Origin of the sequence: Bacillus cereus group sp. BfR-BA-01441, assembly GCF_022663075.1 — a bacterium.
Lineage (GTDB): Bacteria > Bacillota > Bacilli > Bacillales > Bacillaceae_G > Bacillus_A > Bacillus_A cereus.
On the sequence record NZ_JAKUEU010000009.1, the window covers coordinates 93,111 to 115,234 of the forward strand.

Genomic DNA, 22,124 nt, shown 5'->3' on the forward strand with positions numbered 1-22,124 from the left:
CGGTGGGGTGAACTTTAGTGGAAGAAAAAAAGCAACAAAATGTAACGATAAAAGGGACAAAAGATGGGATAACGCTTCATTTAGATGATTGTTGTTCATTCTCAGAATTATTGATGGAATTAGACGAAAAACTTTCTACACATTACTACGATGGTGATGGGCGCTCTTTAATTGAAGTGCATGTGAAAGTAGGAAATCGTTATTTAACAGAAGTCCAACAAGAAGAGATTCGTACGTTAATTCGTAATAAAAAGAATCTTGTTGTGGATTCAATTGAAAGTGATGTTATCACTAAAGCAGAAGCAATAGCTTGGAAAGAAGAAACAGAAATTGTCCCTATTTCCAAAATTGTTCGCTCTGGACAAGTTTTACATGTAAAAGGAAATTTGTTGTTAATTGGAGATGTTAATCCAGGCGGAACGGTTATCGCTGGGGGGAATATTTTTGTCGTAGGATCATTAAGAGGAATTGCACATGCTGGGTATTATGGGGATTCGGATGCTGTAATCGCTGCATCTGTTATGAACCCGATGCAACTTCGAATTAGTGATGTGGCAATGCGGGCTCCGGAAGAGAAAGAAGACGGAGCGGAGGCGGCAGAATGTGCGTATATTAATGAGAACAATCACATTGTTGTCGATCGCCTGCAACTTCTCACTCATCTTAGACCTAATTTAACAAAGTTAGAAAGGGGAATTGTATAGCTGTGGGAGAGGCAATAGTAATTACATCTGGAAAAGGCGGAGTAGGTAAAACTACTACATCTGCGAACATTGGTACGGCCCTAGCGTTATCTGGAAAGAAAGTGTGCTTAATTGACACAGATATCGGTCTTCGAAATTTAGACGTAGTAATGGGGCTGGAAAATCGTATTGTATTTGATCTTGTTGATGTCGTTGAAGGGCGTTGCCGTTTACCTCAGGCTCTTATTAAAGACAAACGTTTTGATGATCTTTATTTATTACCTGCAGCACAAACGAGTGATAAATCAGCGGTAACACCTGAACAAATGGATGAATTAATACAAGTATTACGTCAAGATTATGATTACATATTAATCGATTGTCCTGCGGGGATTGAGCAGGGATTTAAAAATGCGGTAGCTGGTGCGGATAAAGCAATCGTTGTTACGACTCCAGAAGTATCCTCAATGCGCGATGCGGATCGTATTATTGGGCTTTTAGAAAAAGAGGATATTGAACCACCCAAACTTGTTATTAACCGTGTACGTAGTCATATGCTTCATGAACAGGATATGTTAGATGTTGATGAAATTGTACGTACATTGTCAATCGAGCTTCTTGGTGTTGTCGAAGATGACGATGAAGTTATTCGAGCTACAAATACAGGTGAACCTGTGGCGTTGCAACCAAGCGGAAAAGCAGCGTTGGCTTATCGTAATATTGCAAGACGCTTGTTAGGTGAGAATGTACCATTACAAGCATTTGAACAAGAAAAGGTATCGGTATTTGCAAAGGTGAAAAACTTCTTTGGAATCCGTTAAGAGCACTTCGCACATATGCGAGGTGCTTTCTTTTTTCTTCACACGAATATCTTTCTTTCTTAGCTCATACATATGTACAAACTGTATACAACTGTTTCTAATGAAATTAGCTTAACGAAAGAAAGGAGACAGTATGAAGAATAGACGCGTAGAAGAAATTAAAAAGCGGATTGCAAAAAGGAAGGCCGAGCAAGAAAGGATGGAGGAAGAGCAGTATTTTAACGGAGGGAATTTTGATAGTGAAGCAGTATTTATTGAAGATGGAGAAAAGGAAATGCATCCTTTATTTCGAAAGGAAGTCTTTTTCTTCAAAGTTTTATTATCAGCAATATTAGTTCTTTCGGTTGCTATTTTATATAAGAATGCTCCTTCTTCATTCAATGGAGCTAAAGCTGTTACAGAAAAAGTGATGAAAGAGGAATTTCAGTTTGCTACTGTAGCGAAATGGTACGAAAAGCAATTTGGAAAACCGCTTGTATTCTATTCGCCGAACGAGAAAAAAGAAGGAAGTATTCAGCAAAAAGATTATGCAATTCCTGCTTCTGGAAAGGTAATGCAAGGGTTTCAAAAAAATGGCCAAGGTGTATTTGTCCAAACAGCTACAAATGCAAAAGTGGAGTCAGTAAATGAAGGGTTAGTTGTTTTTGCAGGCAAGAAAGAGGAACTTGGAAATACAGTTCAAATTCAACATGCAGATGGTACGGAGTCATGGTATGCAAACTTAAACGATATGTCAGTGAAATTATATGATTACGTTTCAAAGAAACAAAAAATTGGAACGGTGAGTAATGATACAAATGATAAAAATGGAAAGTTTTATTTCGCGATAAAAAAGAATGAGAAATTTATTGATCCGATCCAGGTGATATCATTTGATTAAATATAGGGACGTTTTAACGAAAATTTCCGTGCATCCATTATTTTGGGTTATTATTGTCATTGGTATTTTTACTGCGCGTTTTAAAGAGTTACTACTGTTATTTTGTATTGTTCTTATTCATGAACTTGGGCATGCTTTTGCAGCAGCACACTATAATTGGCGTATAAAAAGAATTCAGCTTTTGCCATTTGGTGGCGTTGCCGAGCTTGAGGAACATGGTAATAAGTCATTGAAAGAGGAACTTGTTGTCGTAATTGCAGGACCGATTCAACATGTTTGGATGATGCTGGTAGGTTATATGTTGTTCAAAGCTGGTTGGCTGAATGCAGATTTATATTATTTCTTCATGTGGAATAATATAATTATTTTAGCATTTAATTTACTTCCTATTTGGCCGTTAGATGGCGGGAAAGTATTGTTTAATGTATTATCATATCGTTTCCCTTATTTACAAGCACATGAAAAGATGATGCAATTGTCATGTGTTTTTTTTAGTGTAATATTAGGATGGCAGTTACTCTGGAATAGTAACAATATTATGATGTGGGTACTACTCATATTTTTAGCAGTGTCATTATATCAAGAGTGGAAACAAAGACGGTATGCATTTATGCGTTTTTTATTAGAACGTTATTATGGAAACAAAAGAGGAATCGAAAAGATTGCACCTATTGAAGTGCAAACGGAAGATCGTTTATATACGATCTTCACAAAATTTCGTAGAGGATATAAGCATTCTATTATCGTCCGTGGAAAATATAAAGAGCATTACACATTGGATGAAAATGAATTGCTCTATGCATATTTTACTGAAAAACGAACAACTTCATCAGTTGAAGAATTAATCGGTTAGTGTTGACGATAGCACTAACCTTTTATTATTGTAAAAGCAAAGAAGATTATAAAGTGAGGAAATAATTTTGAAAACGTTATATGTGAATTACGCTGGTTCGGAAAAGCGCGTTGCAATTGAAGAGAAGAAAAAGATTGTTGAGTTTTTATGGAAACGTAATGAAGAGCAAGAGATTGTTGGGCATATTTATGTTGGACGTGTCGTAAGAACAATTGCTGGAATGAATGCAGCTTTTGTAAACATCGGTTTAGAAAAACATGCTTACCTTTCATACGATGATGTACCATCTTCTTATCGTATACATGAAGGGCAAGCGATACTCGTACAAGTTGTGAAAGAGGCAATTGATACGAAAGGGCCTAAATTGACAGCGAATATAGAATTTACCGGGAAATATGTCGTTTATATGCCGTTTGATGAGATGCGCGCTGTTTCTCGAAAAATAAAAAATAATAAAAGAAGACAACAGTTACTCCAAATTGAAATAGAGGGAACGGGGGGATATATTTTCCGTTCTGCTTCTGAAAAAGGAGCAATTGAAGAAATACAAGCTGAAATGCAAGGGTTACAACAGTTGTATGAAGAGTTAAAAAGAAAAGAGGGTCAAGGAAAGGTGCCGTTATTACTTCATCGACCGGCGACCTTTTTAGATCGTGTATTTCAAGAGAACCCAATTGAAACAATTGAAAAAGTAGTTGTAGATACAAGAAGTATAGTAAAGGAATTAGAAGACAAAGTTGGAAAAGAAAAAGTATCTTTTTATAATGAAAAGTCTTCGATGTTTAACTATTTTGGAATAGAGCGTGAGATTGAGAAAGCACTCCAAAAAATTGTTTGGCTTCCAAATGGTGCTTATTTAATTGTAGAACAAATGGAGACGATGACTGTAATTGATGTGAATACGGGCAAGTTTACGGGAAAACAAAATTTACAAGATACAGTACTTCGCACAAATGAGCTAGCCGCCGAAGAAATTGCACGCCAATTAAGACTTCGTGATATTGGTGGTATGATATTAATTGATTTTATTAATATGAAAAAAAGAGAAGATAAAGAAAAGGTAAGAGAATGTCTCATAGCTGCTATGCAAGATGACCGAACATATACAAGGGTGCTCGGCTTTACGGAGCTAGGGATTTTGGAAATGACACGTAAACGTAAAAAGCATTCTTTACGGGACGTATTATTAAAAGAGTGTGTACCTTGCAAAGCGACGGGTTATGTGATGTCGCATGAAACAATTGCGTATGAGTTAGAGAGAGAACTAATCACATATGGCAATATAGAAGATGAAGCAGTATTAATCGCTGCGCCTAAAGAACTGCAAAAACAGTTTTTGCAAAAAGGATTACAAAAAAATATTCCATTTGAAATTTATTTCAAAGATGATATTATCGAAAAGTATGCTATCGTTCGTTTTGGAAGTAAAAAAGAAATTGTAGAACGGAAAAAATAGTTAGCAGAACATTTATTGACAACCGTCTATGATTCATGATAACATCTTTATGTTATAGTTTATAGCACCTAAACGGCTATATGCTACAACCGCACAAGACAGGTTCCCTAAAGGCATTTATGTCTACCTCGTTTTTGGCGAGTCTTAGTAATTAAGAGGAGGTGCAAGTATGTACGCAATTATCGAAACAGGTGGAAAACAAATTAAAGTTGAAGCTGGTCAAGCAATCTACATTGAAAAATTAGATGTTGAAGCTGGTGAAACTGTTACTTTTGACAAAGTTCTTTTCGTTGGTGGCGAAAACGTTAAAGTTGGTAGCCCAGTTGTAGAAGGTGCAACAGTTACTGCGAAAGTTGAAAAACAAGGTCGCGCTAAGAAAATCATCGTTTTCAAATACAAAGCGAAAAAGAACAATCGTAAGAAACAAGGTCATCGTCAACCTTACACTAAGCTAGTTGTTGAAGCTATCAACGCTTAATTCTGGTTAACATGATTAAAATTACGATAAGTCGCACGAAATTAGGAAGTATCCAATCATTTAAAATGACTGGACATGCCGATTATGCGCCACATGGACAAGACCTTGTCTGTGCTGGAACTACAGCGGTTGTGTTTGGTTCTATAAATGCAGTGGAAGAACTTTGTAATGTGCAAGCAACTATTGAACTCGGAAGTGATGGCGGATTCTTAACGTATGAATTGCCTAATGATTTAGACGTTCATGCAGCAGAAAAAGCACAAACGCTTTTAGAAGGATTAGTTGTTTCGCTTAAGACGATCGAACTTGATTACGGAAAGTATATCCGTTTAATAGAAAAAGTGCAGGAGGTGTAACGTATGTTAAGATTAGATCTTCAGTTTTTCGCATCTAAGAAAGGTGTAGGTAGTACAAAGAACGGTCGTGACTCTCAGTCAAAACGTCTTGGTGCTAAACGCGCAGATGGTCAAACGGTTACAGGTGGTTCAATTCTTTACCGTCAACGCGGTACAAAAATTTATCCAGGTGTTAACGTTGGTCGTGGTGGCGATGACACTTTATACGCGAAAGTTGACGGCGTAGTACGCTTTGAGCGTCTTGGTCGTGACCGCAAACAAGTGAGCGTATATCCTGTTGCTCAAGAAGCATAAGAACTCACGGAAAACTCTAACCTGAGTGCAGGTTAGAGTTTTTCTATATTAAGGGGTATCTAAATGAATGAAAAATGGACAATTATAGATGCATTGCGCCATTCAAGACATGATTGGCTCAATCGTATGCAGATGGTGAAAGGAAACCTTTCCCTTGGAAAAGTGGAAGAAATTCATAGTCTCATCGATCGTTTTGTCCAAGAAGCGAGACAAGAATCCAATCTGATGGGGCTATCAATGCCTTTATTTTCAGAGTGGATTTTAACATATAATTGGAAACAGCAGCCGTGCTTATTGGAGTACGAAGTATTAGGGAAATTACATAACTTATCTCACTTAGATGAGACTGTATGTACATGGACGAATCAATTTTTCTCGATGCTTCAGCATAGTTTAGACGTATATGTTGAAAATTATGTTTGTATCACAATTGAATGTGACGCGGATAATGCTCGTTTCTTTTTTGATTTTCGTGGTAAGCTAACGAGTGTAGAAGAACTACAGAATTGGCTTGCGACCCAAAACAATAAATGGTATTCCATTTCTTATACAGTGCGAGACGAAGAAGTCTCAGTTATATTACAACCAATTGAAAAAAGTGTGGTGAAATAATGTTTGTAGATCAGGTCAAGATATATGTAAAAGGCGGCGACGGTGGTAATGGTATGGTTGCGTATCGTCGTGAGAAGTATGTACCAAAAGGTGGCCCAGCAGGTGGCGACGGAGGTAAAGGTGCAGATGTTGTTTTCGTAGTTGAGGAAGGCTTACGTACATTAATGGACTTCCGCTACCAACGTCATTTCAAAGCTGATCGCGGTCAGCACGGAATGAGTAAAGGTCAGCACGGACGTAAATCTGAAGATTTACTTGTAAAGGTTCCGCCAGGAACAGTAGTAAAAGATGAAAAAACTGGTCAAATTCTTGCCGATTTAGTAACGCATGGACAAACTGCTGTAATTGCAAAAGGTGGCCGTGGTGGCCGTGGTAACTCACGTTTCGCAACAGCTACGAACCCAGCGCCAGAAATCGCTGAGAACGGGGAACCAGGTCAAGAGCGTGATGTTATTCTAGAACTTAAAGTACTAGCAGACGTTGGACTTGTTGGATTCCCAAGTGTAGGTAAATCTACATTATTATCTGTTGTATCATCAGCGCGTCCGAAAATTGCAGAGTATCACTTCACAACAATCGTTCCGAATCTTGGTGTTGTTGAAACTGGTGATAACCGCAGCTTCGTTATGGCTGACCTTCCAGGACTAATTGAAGGCGCACATGCTGGCGTCGGACTTGGACACCAATTCTTACGTCATATTGAGCGTACACGTGTAATCGTGCATGTTATTGATATGTCTGGTTTAGAAGGCCGTGATCCATATGAAGATTACGTAACGATTAATAATGAATTGAAAGAATACAATCTTCGCTTAACTGAGCGTCCGCAAGTTGTTGTTGCAAACAAAATGGATATGCCAGATGCAGAAGAAAACTTACAAGCATTTAAAGAGAAAGTGGGAGACGAAGTAAAAATCTTCCCAATCTCAGCTGTAACAAGACAAGGTGTTCGTGACTTACTGTTTGAAGTAGCGAACTTAATAGAAACAACACCAGAATTCCCAATACATGAAGTTGCGGATGAGTCTGATACAAGTGTAATGTACAAATTTGATACTGAAGGTGTTAAATTTGAAATTACCCGTGAAAGTGATGGCACGTTTGTTATCTCTGGTTACGATATCGAGAAAACATTCAAGATGACAGACTTCTCACGTGATGAATCTGTACGTCGTTTCGCTCGTCAAATGCGCGGAATGGGTATTGATGAAGCGCTTCGTGCACGTGGTGCAAAAGACGGAGATATTGTAAAAATTCTTGAATATGAATTTGAATTTATCGATTAAGACTGCCGAAATACGGCAGTCTTTTTTTATATCGTAAAAATCGGATTTGTATAGGAAAAAATCCCCACTAATTAAATTTTCAATTTATAATAAAAAGGGAGTGGTTTTTAGAAGAATTTTTTATGGGGAGAAAACGAACATGTATAAAATATTAATTGTAGAAGATGATGAGAAAATCGCGGGAATATTAGAAGAGCATTTAGAAAGATATGGCTATCAATCATTTAGAGCAAGTGATTTACGTCAAATAAAAGATGAGTTTGTAAAAGTGAATCCTCATCTCGTGTTACTTGATATTAATTTACCGTACTTTGACGGTTTTTATTGGTGTCGTCAAATTCGTACTGTATCGAATGCGCCAATTATTTTTGTTTCTGCAAGAACAGGGGAAATGGACCAAGTAATGGCGATTGAAAATGGCGGCGATGATTATATTACGAAGCCATTCCATTTAGATATCGTAATGGCAAAGGTGAAGAGTGCGCTTCGCCGTGGTTACGGAGAGTATGCTTCTGCTGCTGAGAGTGATTGTTTAGGTGTAAATGGACTGTTGTTATTCCCGTCTCAGCATATTGTTGAGTGGCAAGGACAACAAACTGAACTGACAAAAAATGAGTTTTACTTATTAGAGTGTTTAATGAAACAGGTGAATCAATATGTAACGCGCGAAGAACTGTTAGAAGCTCTATGGGATGAAGTAGCATTTGTGGATGATAATACATTAACCGTAAATGTAAAACGTGTAAGGAAGAAACTAGAGGAGTTAGGCATTAAAAATGCAATTGTAACGAAACGTGGATATGGTTATGCGCTTCTTACGGAGTGGGGCGAAGGGCATGAAGGTTAAAAATTACCTCATGGACCGCTTTTCTTTAATTCTTTCTTATATTGTTAGCCTTTGTTTATTTGGGCTCGTTTTACAGTTGCAAAGTCTTTTAGAAAAGCGATCCATTGATTGGAGTACATGGTTATATGGACTTTTATTAGGAACAGTTGTGTTTACTGTATACCTCATTTACGATTACCGAAAACGGAGTGTGTTTTTAAAGAGGATCGAAAAGTATGTTACTGGTGGAAATACATTACATGACTCTTTACTTATTGATGAATCTTATACATCAGAGCAAGAAATGGTCGTTGAATCTTTTACGTTATTAAGACAGCAATATATGAATGAAGTTCATAAACAGCATGCGAAAGAGCAACAGCAAATGATATTTATGAACCAATGGATTCACCAAATGAAAACACCAGTATCTGTTATTGAATTATTGCTGCAAAAGTTTGGCAAAGAGCATCGTGAGGCAAGAGCAACAGTTGAAAGTATTCGTGAAGAAAATAATCGTATACTAAATGGTTTAGATTTAGCGTTACATATGGCAAGACTAGAGCAGTTTGCGAAAGATTATAAGGTAGAAGTAGTAAATGTTATAGATGTCGTGCGAGGTATTATTAATGAAAATCGGAAATCCTTCATTCAATCGTCTGTATTTCCGAAAGTGATGTTTGAAGAAGATACTTGTATGGTTGCCTCTGATAGAAAATGGCTAAGTATTGCCATAGGTCAAATCGTTGTAAATGCAATTAAGTATACGAAAATCTCAGAAGCAGATAAAAAGGAAATTCAATTTCAAATTGAAGAGAAAGACCAAAAGGTGTTATTACATATTAAGGACAATGGAATCGGTATTCCAGAGCAAGATGTAAAGCGCATATTTGATCCATTCTTTACGGGGGTAAATGGCCGTAAAACGAGAGAAGCGACTGGAATGGGTTTATATATTACGAAGGAAATTTGCGATAATTTACATCATGGAATGTATGTTCAATCGGCTGAAGGAGAAGGGACAACATTCACGTTCCAATTTGCAAAAGATGAAGAATATCATACATTGATGAGAAAAATGACAAAACTGTAAGATAACAAAACGTTTTGTAAGGGAAATCACTCGTTTCTTTTTCTTATTTTTCTTATAGTAAATGTAAGAAGAAAACACGTAGGGGGATTAGAAATGAGTGTTCTTGAAGTAAAAGGATTAACGAAGGTGTACCAATCAAAAGGTTCAGTAGCGACGACTGCTTTAAACGATATAAATTTTAAAATAGAAGAAGGCGAATTTGTAGGGATTATGGGTCCTTCAGGAAGCGGGAAAACGACGCTTTTAAATTTATTAGCAACAATTGATAAGCAAACTTCAGGTCATGTGCTTGTAAATGGTGAAGAAATTAATCAAATGCGTGCTGCAAAATTAGCGGAGTTTCGCCGTACACATTTAGGGTTCATCTTTCAAGATTTTAATTTACTTGATACGTTATCCATTAAAGAAAATATTATTTTACCACTTGTAATGGCGAAGAAATCTGTAAATGAAATCGATGCGAAAGTACTGGAAATTGCGAAGTTTTTAAACATCGAAGAAATTTTAAATAAAAAAGTATACGAAGTATCTGGGGGACAACAACAACGTGCAGCAGCAGCGAGAGCAATCATTCATGAACCGACGTTAATTTTAGCAGATGAGCCAACTGGAAACTTAGACTCGAAGTCAGCGAAATCGCTAATGGGCGCTCTGCAAGATTTACACGAGCAAAAGAAAGTAACGATTGCAATGGTTACGCACGATCCAGTAGCGGCTAGTTATTGTGAACGTATCCTTTTCATACGCGATGGGGAAATTTTCTCGGAAATACATAAAGGAAGAACGAAACAAGCCTTTTTCCAAGAAATTCTGGACGTACTTGCGATGCTAGGAGGAGAATATCATGAACTTTCGCCAGCTCGCGCTTAATAACGTAAAAGGAAATTGGCGTAACTATAAAGCGTTTCTTATAAGTAGTTGTTTATCGATTGTCGTATTTTTCATGTATGCTTCTTTTATTTATCATCCAGATGTCGTAAGCGGTAATATTAGTATGAGAAAGATGATCACAAAAGGATTAGAATCGATGAATTATATTGTGGTCATCTTCTCGGCACTCTTTATTTTATATGCAAATTCAACGTTTTTACGAGCAAGAAAAAAAGAGTTTGGTCTACTAACATTAATAGGCGGAACGAAATCGCAGCTCGGTCGAATGATTATATTAGAGCAACTGATGTTAGGTAGTATTGCAATTGTAATTGGTATTGGGGTTGGAATGCTTTGTTCAAAATTATTTTTCCAAGCGTTAAGCGTATTATTGAAAATAGATAAGACACTTCCACTTGTTTGGAATAGTAAAGCAGTTCTTATTACAGCTGGCGTATACTTTATCCTATTTTTAATCCTATCATTGTTTAGTGTTTGGACAGTAGGACGCTTGCAAATTATTGATTTATTAAGAGAAGCTAGAAAGCAAAAAGTAGAGCCGTTTGCATTTACATGGTTATGTGTAGTTGGTATAGGATGTATTATTGCTGCATATGTACTTAGCTTCCAAGTAACGTTTCTGAATTTCCTCATCCTCTTTTTACCGGTGGTAGGACTGACAATTGGCGGAACGTATTTATTATTTACACAAGGTAGTACAGTTGTATTAAAAGCATTACAAAAAAGAAAGCAATCTTTCTATACGTATCCAAATATGTTTGTTCTTAGCAATCTTATTTATAAAATGAAAGATAATGCTCGTTTTCTATTTGTAATTTCTATTATTACGGCGGTAGTATCTTCAGCAGTAGGTACACTGTACGTATATTTTGAAAATATGAGTGCGAAAACGGTAGAACTTACACCACATGCTATTTCATATGAGGAAAAGGGGTTAAATACGCATAATCTTATTAATGAAGAAAAGGTACAGGAGCTTGTGAAGAGACACGGGTTTGAAGATGCGCGAAAAGTAACCTACGTTAAACTACCGGCAACACAGAAAATAACGTTGTTTAATAGTGAACATGAAGTACCGATGACGATTATTTCAGAAAAAGAATATAATGCAGAAGTGCGCAAACAAAAGAGAGAGCAACCTACAGAAGTTCATAATGCACCAGGTAGTGCAACGATGGTTATGGTTGATATGTCAAATGAACTGATGAAGATAGATCGTACGAAACCGTATGAATTTACAATTAACGGGCAAAAGCAGTCTGTTCAATTAAATAATCCAACGCAGTATTCTGTTTTTAATGATAGTGAATATCTTATTGTAAATGATCAAGATTTTGAGAAATATGCAAAACTCGTACCAGATGAAGAAAAGACGAAATATTACGGTTATTATATCGAGGATTGGAAAAATACAGAAAATCTTGTATTAGATTTGAAAAATGAAATTGCACCAGAAAAGCAAGGAGAATTGAGAAATTCAGTGTTTGCGTATAAGGATATAAGAGAAGGTGGAGCAATTACAATGTTCATCGGTTTCTTCGTAGCGGTACTGTTCTTCTTCTTCGCTTGTAGTATGACATACTTTAAATGGTTTAACGATAAAGAACAAGATCGTATTCAATTTAAATCGTTAAAGAGAATCGGTATGACAGATAAAGAAATTCGCAAAATTGCGATTCGACAAATGGGAGTTATCTTCTTTATCCCAATTTTAATCGGTTCCATTCATAGTGGAGTTGCTCTTCATACGTTAGGGAAAATGCTTTATATTGATTTATGGAAATCAGGTGCGCTTGTAATTGGAGCATACATTTTAGCTTCTGCCATTTACTTTATGATCGCGCAAAGAGGATATTTAAAACACGTAAAAAGCTAGGGGAACCTCTAGCTTTTTGCCTATGTAGTAAGTTACAGGAGGACGATAGATGAACATTTGGCAACTAGCGCTGCAAAATATAAAAGGGAATTGGCGTAATTATAAAGTGTTTTTCTTAAGTAGTTGTTTTGCAATATTTGCTTCTTACGCATATATGTCTGTCATTGTGCATCCGTATATGCAAGAGACGATGTGGTATCAAAACGTACGTTGGGGACTTATCATATGTAATGTTATAATCATTTCTTTTTTCGTCATATTTATTTTGTACTCTACTTCTATTTTCATAGAAGCACGTAAGAAAGAATTAGGGTTATATATGTTAATGGGAGCAACGAAGTCTAACGTAATAGGAGTAATTATGACCGAGCAAATATTAATTGGAATTTTTGCTAATATTTTCGGTATAGGACTGGGCTTGATCTTTTTAAAGCTCTTCTTCATGGTATTTAGTATGTTACTGGGGCTTCCGAAAGAACTCCCTGTCATATTTGACGTAAGGGCGATTGGTGTAACATTTATTACATATATGGTCGTTTTTATTTTGTTATCTTTTATAAGTGCTTTACGTATATGGAATATAAAAATCATTCGGTTATTGAAAGAATTTCGAACAGATAAAAAAGAGAAGAAAACATCAAAGTGGCTTTGTTTATTCGGTTTTGCTTGTTTAGTGGGCGGGTATGCGTTGGCGCTACAAGTGACGATGACTACGATAGCAATATACTTTTTCCCTGTGTCTATACTTGTCTTTTTTGGAACGTACTTTTCTTTTACACATGGAGCTACCCAAGTGTTAGAAATGATAAAGCGAAATAAAAAGATTATGTATACATATCCGTATTTATTTATAGTGAATCAATTGTCACATCGAATGAAGGAAAATGGTCGCTTTTTCTTTCTGATGTCTATGGCAACGACGTTTGTAGTTACAGCAACAGGTACGGTGTTCTTATATTTTTCTAGCATGCAAGATATGTGGCGAACTGGAGGGGTACACTCGTTTTCGTACATAGAAAAAGGTATTTCTACTCATGAAGTCTTTGAGGAAGATGCGGTTGAAAAATTACTGCATCAATATGAGTATGATGATTTTCAATATATGAGTTTTGTTGGAGTTTATGCATCCTTTCAGTCTAATAAGGGAGAAACAACAATAGTACCGCTTATAAAAGAAAGTGAATATAACCAAGAAGCAAGGAAACAAAAACAGAAAACGTATTGTCCTAAAAAAGGTACAGTGACACTCGTTTATTATAATAAATACAATAATTCGAATGTGTATAATCAAAAAGAGATTCAATTGCAAGTAATGAATCAACCATATCAATTCGTATTTAACGGTCAGAAAGAAGGGGTTCAATTTAACCATCACCCTTCGTACATTAATGGTCTGTTCTTCGTTATGAATGATGAAGATTTTGACAGTATAGCAAATCAGGTTCCTGATTCTGAAAAAATGATATATAGAGGCTACACATTATCAAATATAGAAAATACGAAGAAATTAAATGAAGATTTACGGAGACATATAAAACAAGATAATAATAATGCATTTCGAAGCAATATGGAGTTGTATGTAAATATGAAAGAAGGCGGTGATATTACTCTATTTGTAGGCTCATTTATTAGTATATTATTCTTTCTCACTTCATGTAGTATCGTGTATTTTAAATGGTTCCATAATATTGCATCGGACCGAAAGCAGTATGGTGCACTCTCTAAACTTGGAATGACGAAGGAAGAAGTATGGAAAATTTCTCGTTGGCAATTATGTATGCTATTTTTTGCGCCAATTATAGTAGGGAGTATGCATAGTGCAGTTGCATTATATACGTTTCATAATACGCTTTTTATGGATGGATCATTAAGAAAAGTAGGTTTGTTCATTCTGTTTTATATCGCAGCATGTATCATTTATTTCTTCTTCGCTCAAAGAGAGTATAAGAAACATTTAGACTAGCGAATGCTAGTCTTTTTTAAATATTCGAAATTTACATAGAAGAATATAAAAAAGTATGGTATAACAGTAAGAAAACGAAAAAGAGGGGAAAAGACGATGATTCGAGTAGGATATTTAGGACCAGAAGCAACATTTACAAATATGGCGGTGAGTCGTTTTTTTCCGGAAGCAGAGCATGTACCGTATCGAACGATTCCAGATTGTATAGATGCAGCTGCAAATGAAAATGTAGACTTCGCAGTTGTACCGTTAGAAAATGCAATAGAAGGTTCAGTGAATATAACGGTTGATTACCTTGTACATGAGCAGCCGCTTTCCATTGTAGGAGAAATTACAGTACCAATTCAGCAGCATTTACTTGTACATCCGCAGTATGCAGAAGTGTGGGATGAAGTATATGCAGTGCATTCTCATCCGCATGCCATTGCACAGTGCCATAAATTTTTAAATGAAGAATTAAAAGGAGTAACTGTTCGAGATATGACATCTACAAGTGCTGCTGCACAATATGTGAAAGAACATCCTGAAGAGAAAATTGCCGCTATTGCAAATGAAGCGGCTGCAGAAAAATACGGATTAACAATTGTGAGACGTAGTATTCATACGCATAAAAATAATCACACACGTTTCTTAGTACTCCATAAGAAAAAGAAAGCAGTACTCCCGAATAACGGAGAGAACCGCGGAGAGAAAACGACGCTTATGATAACGTTACCTGCAGATTATGCAGGTGCCCTATATCAAGTGTTATCAGCTTTCGCATGGAGAAAATTAAACTTATCAAAAATCGAATCGCGTCCGATGAAAACAGGTCTTGGAAATTACTTTTTCTTAATCGATGTCGATAAAGCATACGATGACGTATTATTGCCAGGCGTAACGATGGAACTTGAAGCACTCGGTTTTTCTGTTACTGTGCTGGGGAGTTATTCTTCTTATTGGTTGTAAGATGTAGATGGAATATTGGTGTTTGTCTAATCGTCAATATCATTTCATTGCCTAATATATTTTTTAATAGATTAATAAAATCCCACCTGCAGAAGGTGGGATTCTTTATTTTAACTTCGCAAGACGATCTTCTAACTGACCACGCCAAATATCAGCTAGTTCTGGAACAGCAAGGATTTTTTTAATGCCATCTTTATCTTTTCTATTATGAAAATAAATTTCGTTAGAGAACAAAACAGAAACATTGCTCGGCTGACGTTCTAGTAATGTAATTTTTGAATCTTTACGTACAGTACCTTCTTGAAGAACGCGGCATAGGTAGCCAGTAAATCCAGTTGCTACAATACGCGGCAGTATGCCAGGGATGCCAAGACGTTTTGAAATTGTGCTACAAGGTACGCGAGCTTGCGTTACTTGAATGATTGCTTCGCCTAGTTGATATGTATCTCCGATGCATACGTCATGCTCTAACATATTTGTTACGGTAATGTTTTCACCAAATGTGGAAGCGGGAAGCGTAGTTTGAAATTCCTCTTCCCATAGTGCGTAATGCTCGTGTGGGTACACACAAACAGCGCGATCAGGTCCGCCGTGATGTTTTAAATCCGCTACGTCATCACCACGAAATCCGTCTTTTGAGAGAAAGGCCTCTTCTGTAGGATCTTTACATATACCTGTTATCATTTCTTTATCTTCGCCATATTTCATTTGTTTCGGTTTGCCAATGCTAAAGTGAACGAGTTCAATTCCCATATTTGATCTCCTTTACGATTGATTACAATATTATAGCATTAAAAAAGCACAGAGAATGATAAAAACTCTGTGCTTTACATTAATAAACGAGAAATCCTGCTTTATCTAACGCCTCACAAGCAGCATCTAATTTTTCTTTAGAATCTGCCTCGATTGTATGTAAGTGAATACCATCTGTTAGTTGTGAAAGATAGGAAGCATTTGTGTTTTCGATTTTTTGTAAATATTGCTCTACATCAAAGCGATTGCTTACCATAATGGAGGCTGTTAAGTCACCGTATACAGGATGCTCAACTTTTACGTCTTTAATCGTAACGCCATGGTCAACAAGCATTGTAAGTTCCTGACGTACTTCTGCTGGTTTATGTTGGCATACGATTACGCGTTCAAAAGTTTGTTGCTTCTCTTGTGGCTTTAAATATAAATAACCTTGAGCAGTCGCAATAATTGGTTCGTTTCGTGCTTTAAGCAAGGAAATATCTTGCACGATAACTTGTCTACTTACGTTCGTCTTTTTCGATAGTTCATTCCCCGATAACGGTTCATTTGCAGCAAGAAGCCACTGGAGGATAAGTTGTCGTCTTTCTTCACCTAAAATCTTTTTTTGTTCATTTTGTTTCATTATGATTTAACACCTCTATAAAATTGATTTCCAATTGTGTGTAGTGCATGAATAGTAGTATCAATTTGATCTTTCGTTGTTTGTTGTCCGAAAGAGAAGCGGACATATTGTTTTGCCTCTTCATACGTTTTTCCAATTGCAAGCATAGTTTTCGAAGGTTCTTGTTTACCGACTTGGCAAGCACTTCCGGTGGAAATGGCGATACCATGGCGATTACATTCTAGCATAGTATATTGACCTTCTATTCCTTTTATTGTAACCCCAACAATATGTGGTAAACAAGAAGTAGAATGACCTTCTACTTCAATTTCTAGCGGAAGTGTTTGTATTTGTTCTAAAAAGTAGGATCGTAACTCTTTAAAACGTAAACTTTCTTCCCATTGAGTTTTTAATATATTTTCAGCAGCTGTTAAAAAAGATGCGATGCCGGGAACGTTCACTGTACCTGGGCGAAATCCTTTTTCGTGAGAAGTTCCTGGAAATACTTGTTCCCAGCGAGTTTGCGGATTTATGTAGCAAGCGCCGACACCTTTTGGTCCGTATATTTTATGTGCTGAAACAGAAAGACTATCAATCCCCATCTCAAAAACATGGATAGGCAGTTTACCAAACGTTTGCACACAATCCGTATGAAATAAAACATTATATTTTTTTAAAAGTGCCCCGATTTCTGTAATGTTTTGAACGGTTCCGATTTCAGAGTTTCCATGCTGTATACTTGCTAGCACAGTATCTTCCGTAATAGCTGCCTCTAAATCTACTAAACAAATGAGTCCATTTTTATCAACAGGAATTTCAGTGATCGTATAGCCTTTTGATTTTAGAGATTGAAAATAACTTCGAATGGATGCATGTTCCATAGGTGTCGTAATAATATGCTTCTTATTTCGGGCATTTAGAAGTGATTGAATCGCAAGATAGTTCGATTCCGATCCACCGCTTGTGAAAAATACTCCTTGTTCTTTGCCTCCAATCATTTCCGCAAATGTTTTTCGGCAAACTTGTAATAAAGAAGAAGCCGTTCCTCCAATATCATGTAAACTTTGTTCATTTCCGAAGTATTGTGAAGCTGCTTTCATATATGTTTGTAACGCTTCCTCGCTCATAGGTGTAGTAGCTGCATAGTCAAGATATATCATCATGTAAGTTCCTCTCTCTAGTAAGAGTTACATTTCTTTTACTTTTTAAATGGTAGTGAAAATAAGAATTATAAAAAAACTCTTGTCATTATTTTAAAACTATGTAAATATAGGTGTCAAGACAGTTGAAAAGTGTAAAGTAGGAGGCAACAATTATGCCAAGCGCAGATGTCTTAATTATTGGAAGTGGCGTTGCGGCACTTCGTGTTGCAAAAGAGATTTGTCACGAAAAGAATGTGATTATTATCACAAAGGAGACGAAACATAATAATAATACACATTTAGCTCAAGGTGGAATTGCCGCAGCGGTAGCTACATACGACAATCCTAATAATCATTTTGAAGATACGCTAGTAGCAGGGTGTCATTATAACAATGAAGAAGTGGTCCGTTATTTAGTCGAGGAAGGACCGAAAGAAATTAATAACCTTATTGAAAATGGAATGAAATTTGATGGAGATGAAACAGGTCCTCATCTTGGAAAAGAAGGAGCGCATCGAAAACGTCGTATTTTACATGCAGGTGGCGATGCAACAGGAAAGAATTTATTAGAGCATCTTATTCAAGAAGTAGCTCCATACGTTACGGTAGTGGAACAGGAAATGGTGCTCGATTTTATTATAGAAAAAGATAAATGTGTTGGGGCTTTAACTCGCAACAATAAAGGAGAATTGAAACGTTGCAATGCAGATTATACGGTGTTAGCTTCAGGCGGTATTGGCGGTTTATACGCCTTTACTTCTAATGATGAGACGATTACAGGCGATGGACTTGCAATGGTGTACCGTGCAGGCGGAGAGCTTGTAGATTTAGAGTTTATACAATTTCATCCGACGATGTTATACGCGGGTGGGCGTTGTTCTGGTCTTGTGTCCGAAGCTGTTCGCGGAGAAGGAGCTGTCCTTATAAATGGAAAAGGGCAGCGTTTTATGATGGATATACATTCCGAACAGGATTTAGCGCCTCGTGATGTAGTCGCAAGGGCTATTCATGAACAGCTACTTGCGGGTGAAAAAGTGTACTTAAACATCGAAATGATTCAAAACTTTGAACAACGCTTTCCGACCGTGTCATCGATATGTAAAACAAATGGAGTCGATATAAATAAAAAACTTATTCCAGTCGTGCCTGGTACTCATTTTCACATGGGCGGCGTGAAAACGAACTGTGATGGAGAGACGTCTATTCCGAACTTATACGCAGTCGGTGAAGTAGCTTGTAACGGGGTTCATGGTGCAAATAGATTAGCGAGTAATTCATTATTAGAAGGTCTTGTGTTTGGAAAAAGAATCGGACGACACATTTTATCTAGAGAGACAAAAGAAAAGGTGAACATGCTAGCCGAAAAGGAAGCAAAGTTTATCGTTCTGAATCATTTACCGACGAAAGAAGAAATACAAAAATGCATGATGAAATATGTTGGGATTGTGCGAACAGAGCAAAGTTTATCTTATGCGAAGAGATGGCTTAGTAAGTATGGTGTTCGAAATATGATATTACAACATGATGTTCTTACGAATGAAGAGATAACGCTTATTAATATGTTAACGGTTTGTGAGCTTATAGTTGTGTCAGCCTTGCAAAGAGAAGAAAGTATTGGCGGGCATTACCGGAGTGATTATCCAGATAGAAATATAGGAAAGAAAGAGATTGTTCGAGTAAAGAGAAAACGACAACTTGTGTGATGAGGGGAAGAGGGGCTTTATGAACACGATAAAAGTTAAAGAAGCATTAAATCGATTTTTTTTAGAAGATATAGGGGAAAGAGATGTAACATCTCAGCTTATTTTTCCAGATAACTTGCTTTCGAAAGGAACGTTTCTTGCGAAGGATACAGGGGTCTTTGCAGGACGTTTAGTAATTGAATCAGGATTTAAATTAATTGATGAGAGAATTGAAGTAGAGCTTCATAAAAAAGATGGGGACCTTGTAGAAAAAGGCGAAATCATTGCAACTGTGCAAGGTCCAATTGCATCGTTATTAACAGCAGAGCGCGTTATATTAAATATTATTCAGCGTATGAGCGGAATAGCGACGATGACGCGTAAAGCGGTTCTTGCTTTAGATAGCAGTCATACTCGCATTTGTGATACGCGAAAAACGATGCCAGGACTACGTATGTTTGATAAGCATGCAGTCGTGTGCGGCGGTGGATTTAATCATCGCTTCGGTTTATATGATGGTGTCATGATTAAAGACAATCATATTGCGTTTGCTGGTTCTATTACAAAAGCTGTTACATCAGTGAAAGAGAAGTTAGGACATATGGTGAAAGTAGAAGTAGAAACAGAAACTGAGGAACAGGTGAGAGAGGCTGTTGCTGCTGGTGCTGATATTATTATGTTCGATAATCGTACGCCAGATGAAATCCGGGAGTTTTCAAAAATTGTACCAAGTGCTATCGTTACAGAAGCTTCAGGGGGCATCACAATTGAAGATTTACCGAAATACGGAAAAACAGGGGTAGATTATATTTCACTTGGAGCGTTAACACATTCAGTGAAAGCACTTGATATTAGTTTCAATATTGAAGGATAAGGAAAGTGGCTTAGAGGGGAGAAACGTATATGAGTATTTTAGAACAAGTACAGCCAATTGAAACGATGTTACCAGAGCGTTATTACACGATGTCAACGGAAGATATGGAAAAGCGTGTTCGTGAAATTAAAGAGAAAATGGGGAAAATGTTATTCATTCCAGGGCATCATTATCAAAAAGATGAAGTGGTACAATTTTCAGATGCAGCAGGGGATTCACTTCAGCTTGCACAAGTTGCAGCGAGCAATAAAGACGCAAAATATATTGTGTTTTGCGGGGTGCACTTTATGGCGGAAACAGCAGATATGTTAACGACAGATGATCAAGTTGTCATCTTACCAGATATGCGTGCAGGTTGTTCGATGGCGGATATGGCAGATATTGAACAAACAGAAAGAGCATGGAAAGAGCTCACGAAATTATTTGGAGATACGATGATTCCGTTAACATATGTGAACTCTACAGCTGCAATTAAAGCGTTTTGTGGTCGTAACGGAGGAGCAACAGTAACATCTTCTAATGCAAAGCAAATGGTATCTTGGGCGTTTACTCAAAAAGAACGTCTCGTCTTTTTACCAGACCAACATTTAGGGAGAAATACAGCGTACGATTTAGGTATCCCGTTAGATAAAATGGCAGTATGGGACCCACACACAGATTCATTAGAGTACGATGGGGATATAGAAGAAATTCAAGTAATTTTATGGAAAGGGCATTGTTCTGTTCATCAAAATTTTACAGTGAAGAACATTGAGAGCGTACGAAAAAATCATTCTGATATGAATATTATTGTACATCCAGAATGTTGTTATGAAGTTGTAGCTGCTTCAGATTATGCAGGCTCAACGAAATATATTATTGATATGATTGAATCAGCGCCATCTGGTAGCAAATGGGCGATTGGTACAGAAATGAATTTAGTGAACCGAATTATTCAGCAACATCCAGATAAAGAAATTGTTTCACTTAATCCATTTATGTGTCCGTGCTTAACGATGAACCGAATTGATCTGCCTCACTTATTATGGACACTTGAAACGATAGAAAGAGGAGAAGAAATTAACGTTATTAGCGTAGACAAACAAGTAACGGCAGAAGCGGTTCTTGCATTAAATCGTATGTTAGAGCGTGTGTAAAGCAACGGTATTCCTGTTGCTTTTTTTCATACATATAATCATAACGAGAACGAAATGGGCATACATTGTTTTGAAGAAATCATTGTGGTTCTTTATGCTTATTCCGCTTCGAATGATATTGAAAATCGAAGAAGTGATAAAAGTGAAAAGAAGTTAATGTTATTTAGAAAGAGTTACTTCATGAGATTTGTTACTTATAGATAAGTTATACAGGAGGGGGAAAATTTGAAAATTCATATCGTGCAAAAAGGGGATACCCTTTGGAAAATTGCGAAAAAGTACGGAGTGGATTTTGACACGTTGAAAAAAACAAATACACAACTTAGTAATCCAGATTTAATTATGCCAGGTATGAAAATTAAAGTGCCATCCAAGAGTGTTCACATGAAACAACAGGCTGGAGCAGGTTCAGCGCCTCCAAAGCAATACGTAAAAGAAGTGCAGCAAAAAGAATTTGCAGCAACACCAACTCCGCTTGGAATAGAAGATGAAGAAGAAGTTACGTATCAATCAGCACCAATTACACAGCAGCCAGCTATGCAACAAACACAAAAAGAAGTGCAAGTAAAACCGCAAAAGGAGATGCAGGTAAAGCCGCAAAAAGAAGTACAGGTGAAACC

Annotated in this window: 23 protein-coding genes and 1 other annotated feature; of the genes, 20 read left to right on the forward strand and 3 right to left on the reverse strand. The window is 36.9% G+C overall.

The window, feature by feature from the left end:
- The first annotated feature begins 17 nt into the window (after positions 1–17).
- The 16 genes from minC to pheA all read left to right on the forward strand — a co-directional run bounded on the left by minC (position 18) and on the right by pheA (position 15,316).
- Positions 18–704, forward strand: a complete 687-nt coding sequence (minC, locus tag MR107_RS06575; RefSeq protein ID WP_000391521.1) for a septum site-determining protein MinC — start codon at positions 18–20, stop codon at positions 702–704.
- 2 nt (positions 705–706) lie between these two features.
- The gene (gene minD / locus MR107_RS06580) at positions 707–1,504 is read left to right on the forward strand and encodes a septum site-determining protein MinD (RefSeq protein ID WP_000503309.1); all 798 of its coding nucleotides are present in this window, start codon (positions 707–709) and stop codon (positions 1,502–1,504) included.
- A gap of 133 nt (positions 1,505–1,637) precedes the next feature.
- The gene (gene spoIVFA, locus MR107_RS06585) at positions 1,638–2,384 is read left to right on the forward strand and encodes a stage IV sporulation protein SpoIVFA (RefSeq protein WP_000797471.1); all 747 of its coding nucleotides are present in this window, start codon (positions 1,638–1,640) and stop codon (positions 2,382–2,384) included.
- Complete coding sequence (gene spoIVFB / locus MR107_RS06590; protein ID WP_000599058.1) at positions 2,377–3,237, forward strand: stage IV sporulation intramembrane metalloprotease SpoIVFB; 861 nt, start codon at positions 2,377–2,379, stop codon at positions 3,235–3,237. The genes spoIVFA and spoIVFB overlap by 8 nt, the downstream gene beginning before the upstream one ends.
- Before the next feature lie 67 nt (positions 3,238–3,304).
- Positions 3,305–4,693: an Rne/Rng family ribonuclease gene (locus MR107_RS06595; protein ID WP_000855493.1), complete on the forward strand. Its 1,389-nt coding sequence runs from the start codon at positions 3,305–3,307 to the stop codon at positions 4,691–4,693.
- A 77-nt stretch (positions 4,694–4,770) separates the two neighbouring features.
- Positions 4,771–4,848 (forward strand) — a sequence feature (ribosomal protein L21 leader region).
- Positions 4,849–4,862: 14 nt separating this feature from the next.
- Positions 4,863–5,171 carry a 50S ribosomal protein L21 gene (rplU, locus tag MR107_RS06600; RefSeq protein WP_000270907.1) on the forward strand — a complete coding sequence of 103 codons (309 nt, stop codon included), beginning with the start codon at positions 4,863–4,865 and terminating at the stop codon, positions 5,169–5,171.
- A gap of 11 nt (positions 5,172–5,182) precedes the next feature.
- Positions 5,183–5,527 carry a ribosomal-processing cysteine protease Prp gene (locus MR107_RS06605; RefSeq protein WP_001973720.1) on the forward strand — a complete coding sequence of 115 codons (345 nt, stop codon included), beginning with the start codon at positions 5,183–5,185 and terminating at the stop codon, positions 5,525–5,527.
- A 3-nt stretch (positions 5,528–5,530) separates the two neighbouring features.
- Entirely contained in the window at positions 5,531–5,821 is a 291-nt protein-coding gene (rpmA, locus tag MR107_RS06610) for a 50S ribosomal protein L27 (RefSeq protein WP_000944958.1), read from the forward strand.
- Positions 5,822–5,884: 63 nt separating this feature from the next.
- Positions 5,885–6,433: a sporulation initiation phosphotransferase B gene (locus tag MR107_RS06615; protein WP_001003584.1), complete on the forward strand. Its 549-nt coding sequence runs from the start codon at positions 5,885–5,887 to the stop codon at positions 6,431–6,433.
- On the forward strand, positions 6,433–7,719 hold the full coding sequence (gene obgE / locus MR107_RS06620) for a GTPase ObgE (protein ID WP_000497128.1): 1,287 nt from the start codon (positions 6,433–6,435) through the stop codon (positions 7,717–7,719). The genes MR107_RS06615 and obgE overlap by 1 nt, the downstream gene beginning before the upstream one ends.
- 139 nt (positions 7,720–7,858) lie before the next feature.
- Complete coding sequence (locus MR107_RS06625; RefSeq protein ID WP_000276723.1) at positions 7,859–8,566, forward strand: response regulator transcription factor; 708 nt, start codon at positions 7,859–7,861, stop codon at positions 8,564–8,566.
- Positions 8,556–9,638 (forward strand): HAMP domain-containing histidine kinase, encoded by a 1,083-nt coding sequence (locus tag MR107_RS06630; protein WP_075677858.1) that lies wholly within the window; start codon positions 8,556–8,558, stop codon positions 9,636–9,638. Before MR107_RS06625 ends, MR107_RS06630 begins: the two co-directional genes overlap by 11 nt.
- 93 nt (positions 9,639–9,731) lie before the next feature.
- Positions 9,732–10,508: an ABC transporter ATP-binding protein gene (locus MR107_RS06635; protein ID WP_000114529.1), complete on the forward strand. Its 777-nt coding sequence runs from the start codon at positions 9,732–9,734 to the stop codon at positions 10,506–10,508.
- Positions 10,483–12,405 carry an ABC transporter permease gene (locus MR107_RS06640; RefSeq protein WP_001011410.1) on the forward strand — a complete coding sequence of 641 codons (1,923 nt, stop codon included), beginning with the start codon at positions 10,483–10,485 and terminating at the stop codon, positions 12,403–12,405. The genes MR107_RS06635 and MR107_RS06640 overlap by 26 nt, the downstream gene beginning before the upstream one ends.
- 49 nt (positions 12,406–12,454) lie before the next feature.
- On the forward strand, positions 12,455–14,368 hold the full coding sequence (locus MR107_RS06645; protein WP_001028682.1) for an ABC transporter permease: 1,914 nt from the start codon (positions 12,455–12,457) through the stop codon (positions 14,366–14,368).
- Between the two features lie 96 nt (positions 14,369–14,464).
- Positions 14,465–15,316 carry a prephenate dehydratase gene (gene pheA / locus MR107_RS06650; protein ID WP_000621701.1) on the forward strand — a complete coding sequence of 284 codons (852 nt, stop codon included), beginning with the start codon at positions 14,465–14,467 and terminating at the stop codon, positions 15,314–15,316.
- 105 nt (positions 15,317–15,421) lie between these two features.
- Here pheA and MR107_RS06655 read toward each other — a convergent pair whose 3' ends face one another.
- The 3 genes from MR107_RS06655 to MR107_RS06665 all read right to left on the reverse strand — a co-directional run bounded on the left by MR107_RS06655 (position 15,422) and on the right by MR107_RS06665 (position 17,833).
- Positions 15,422–16,069 carry an MOSC domain-containing protein gene (locus MR107_RS06655; protein WP_074553425.1) on the reverse strand — a complete coding sequence of 216 codons (648 nt, stop codon included), beginning with the start codon at positions 16,067–16,069 and terminating at the stop codon, positions 15,422–15,424.
- A gap of 79 nt (positions 16,070–16,148) precedes the next feature.
- On the reverse strand, positions 16,149–16,691 hold the full coding sequence (locus MR107_RS06660) for a transcription repressor NadR (RefSeq protein ID WP_000812275.1): 543 nt from the start codon (positions 16,689–16,691) through the stop codon (positions 16,149–16,151).
- Positions 16,691–17,833, reverse strand: a complete 1,143-nt coding sequence (locus MR107_RS06665; RefSeq protein ID WP_000973777.1) for an IscS subfamily cysteine desulfurase — start codon at positions 17,831–17,833, stop codon at positions 16,691–16,693. The genes MR107_RS06660 and MR107_RS06665 overlap by 1 nt, the downstream gene beginning before the upstream one ends.
- Positions 17,834–17,985: 152 nt before the next feature.
- Between MR107_RS06665 and nadB the strand changes: the two genes are divergently transcribed.
- The 4 genes from nadB to safA all read left to right on the forward strand — a co-directional run.
- The gene (gene nadB, locus MR107_RS06670) at positions 17,986–19,515 is read left to right on the forward strand and encodes an L-aspartate oxidase (protein WP_242292198.1); all 1,530 of its coding nucleotides are present in this window, start codon (positions 17,986–17,988) and stop codon (positions 19,513–19,515) included.
- Positions 19,516–19,534: 19 nt separating this feature from the next.
- On the forward strand, positions 19,535–20,368 hold the full coding sequence (gene nadC / locus MR107_RS06675; protein WP_069358209.1) for a carboxylating nicotinate-nucleotide diphosphorylase: 834 nt from the start codon (positions 19,535–19,537) through the stop codon (positions 20,366–20,368).
- Between the two features lie 29 nt (positions 20,369–20,397).
- A complete protein-coding gene (gene nadA / locus MR107_RS06680; protein ID WP_000025339.1) occupies positions 20,398–21,504 on the forward strand; it encodes a quinolinate synthase NadA in 1,107 nt (368 codons plus the stop codon).
- 225 nt (positions 21,505–21,729) lie between these two features.
- Positions 21,730–22,124: SafA/ExsA family spore coat assembly protein (gene safA, locus MR107_RS06685; protein WP_242292199.1), on the forward strand; the 395-nt coding region annotated here is incomplete at its 3' end.

Excerpts from the sequence above, each read along its gene's own strand:
- spoIVFA (WP_000797471.1), top strand. The coding sequence starts at position 1,638 with ATGAAGAATAGACGCGTAGAAGAAATTAAAAAGCGGATTGCAAAAAGG.
- rplU (WP_000270907.1), top strand. The coding sequence starts at position 4,863 with ATGTACGCAATTATCGAAACAGGTGGAAAACAAATTAAAGTTGAAGCT.
- MR107_RS06605 (WP_001973720.1), top strand. The coding sequence starts at position 5,183 with ATGATTAAAATTACGATAAGTCGCACGAAATTAGGAAGTATCCAATCA.
- rpmA (WP_000944958.1), top strand. The coding sequence starts at position 5,531 with ATGTTAAGATTAGATCTTCAGTTTTTCGCATCTAAGAAAGGTGTAGGT.
- MR107_RS06615 (WP_001003584.1), top strand. The coding sequence starts at position 5,885 with ATGAATGAAAAATGGACAATTATAGATGCATTGCGCCATTCAAGACAT.
- obgE (WP_000497128.1), top strand. The coding sequence starts at position 6,433 with ATGTTTGTAGATCAGGTCAAGATATATGTAAAAGGCGGCGACGGTGGT.
- MR107_RS06625 (WP_000276723.1), top strand. The coding sequence starts at position 7,859 with ATGTATAAAATATTAATTGTAGAAGATGATGAGAAAATCGCGGGAATA.
- MR107_RS06630 (WP_075677858.1), top strand. The coding sequence starts at position 8,556 with ATGAAGGTTAAAAATTACCTCATGGACCGCTTTTCTTTAATTCTTTCT.
- MR107_RS06635 (WP_000114529.1), top strand. The coding sequence starts at position 9,732 with ATGAGTGTTCTTGAAGTAAAAGGATTAACGAAGGTGTACCAATCAAAA.
- MR107_RS06640 (WP_001011410.1), top strand. The coding sequence starts at position 10,483 with ATGAACTTTCGCCAGCTCGCGCTTAATAACGTAAAAGGAAATTGGCGT.
- MR107_RS06645 (WP_001028682.1), top strand. The coding sequence starts at position 12,455 with ATGAACATTTGGCAACTAGCGCTGCAAAATATAAAAGGGAATTGGCGT.
- pheA (WP_000621701.1), top strand. The coding sequence starts at position 14,465 with ATGATTCGAGTAGGATATTTAGGACCAGAAGCAACATTTACAAATATG.
- MR107_RS06655 (WP_074553425.1), bottom strand. The coding sequence starts at position 16,069 with ATGGGAATTGAACTCGTTCACTTTAGCATTGGCAAACCGAAACAAATG.
- MR107_RS06660 (WP_000812275.1), bottom strand. The coding sequence starts at position 16,691 with ATGAAACAAAATGAACAAAAAAAGATTTTAGGTGAAGAAAGACGACAA.
- MR107_RS06665 (WP_000973777.1), bottom strand. The coding sequence starts at position 17,833 with ATGATGATATATCTTGACTATGCAGCTACTACACCTATGAGCGAGGAA.
- nadB (WP_242292198.1), top strand. The coding sequence starts at position 17,986 with ATGCCAAGCGCAGATGTCTTAATTATTGGAAGTGGCGTTGCGGCACTT.
- nadC (WP_069358209.1), top strand. The coding sequence starts at position 19,535 with ATGAACACGATAAAAGTTAAAGAAGCATTAAATCGATTTTTTTTAGAA.
- nadA (WP_000025339.1), top strand. The coding sequence starts at position 20,398 with ATGAGTATTTTAGAACAAGTACAGCCAATTGAAACGATGTTACCAGAG.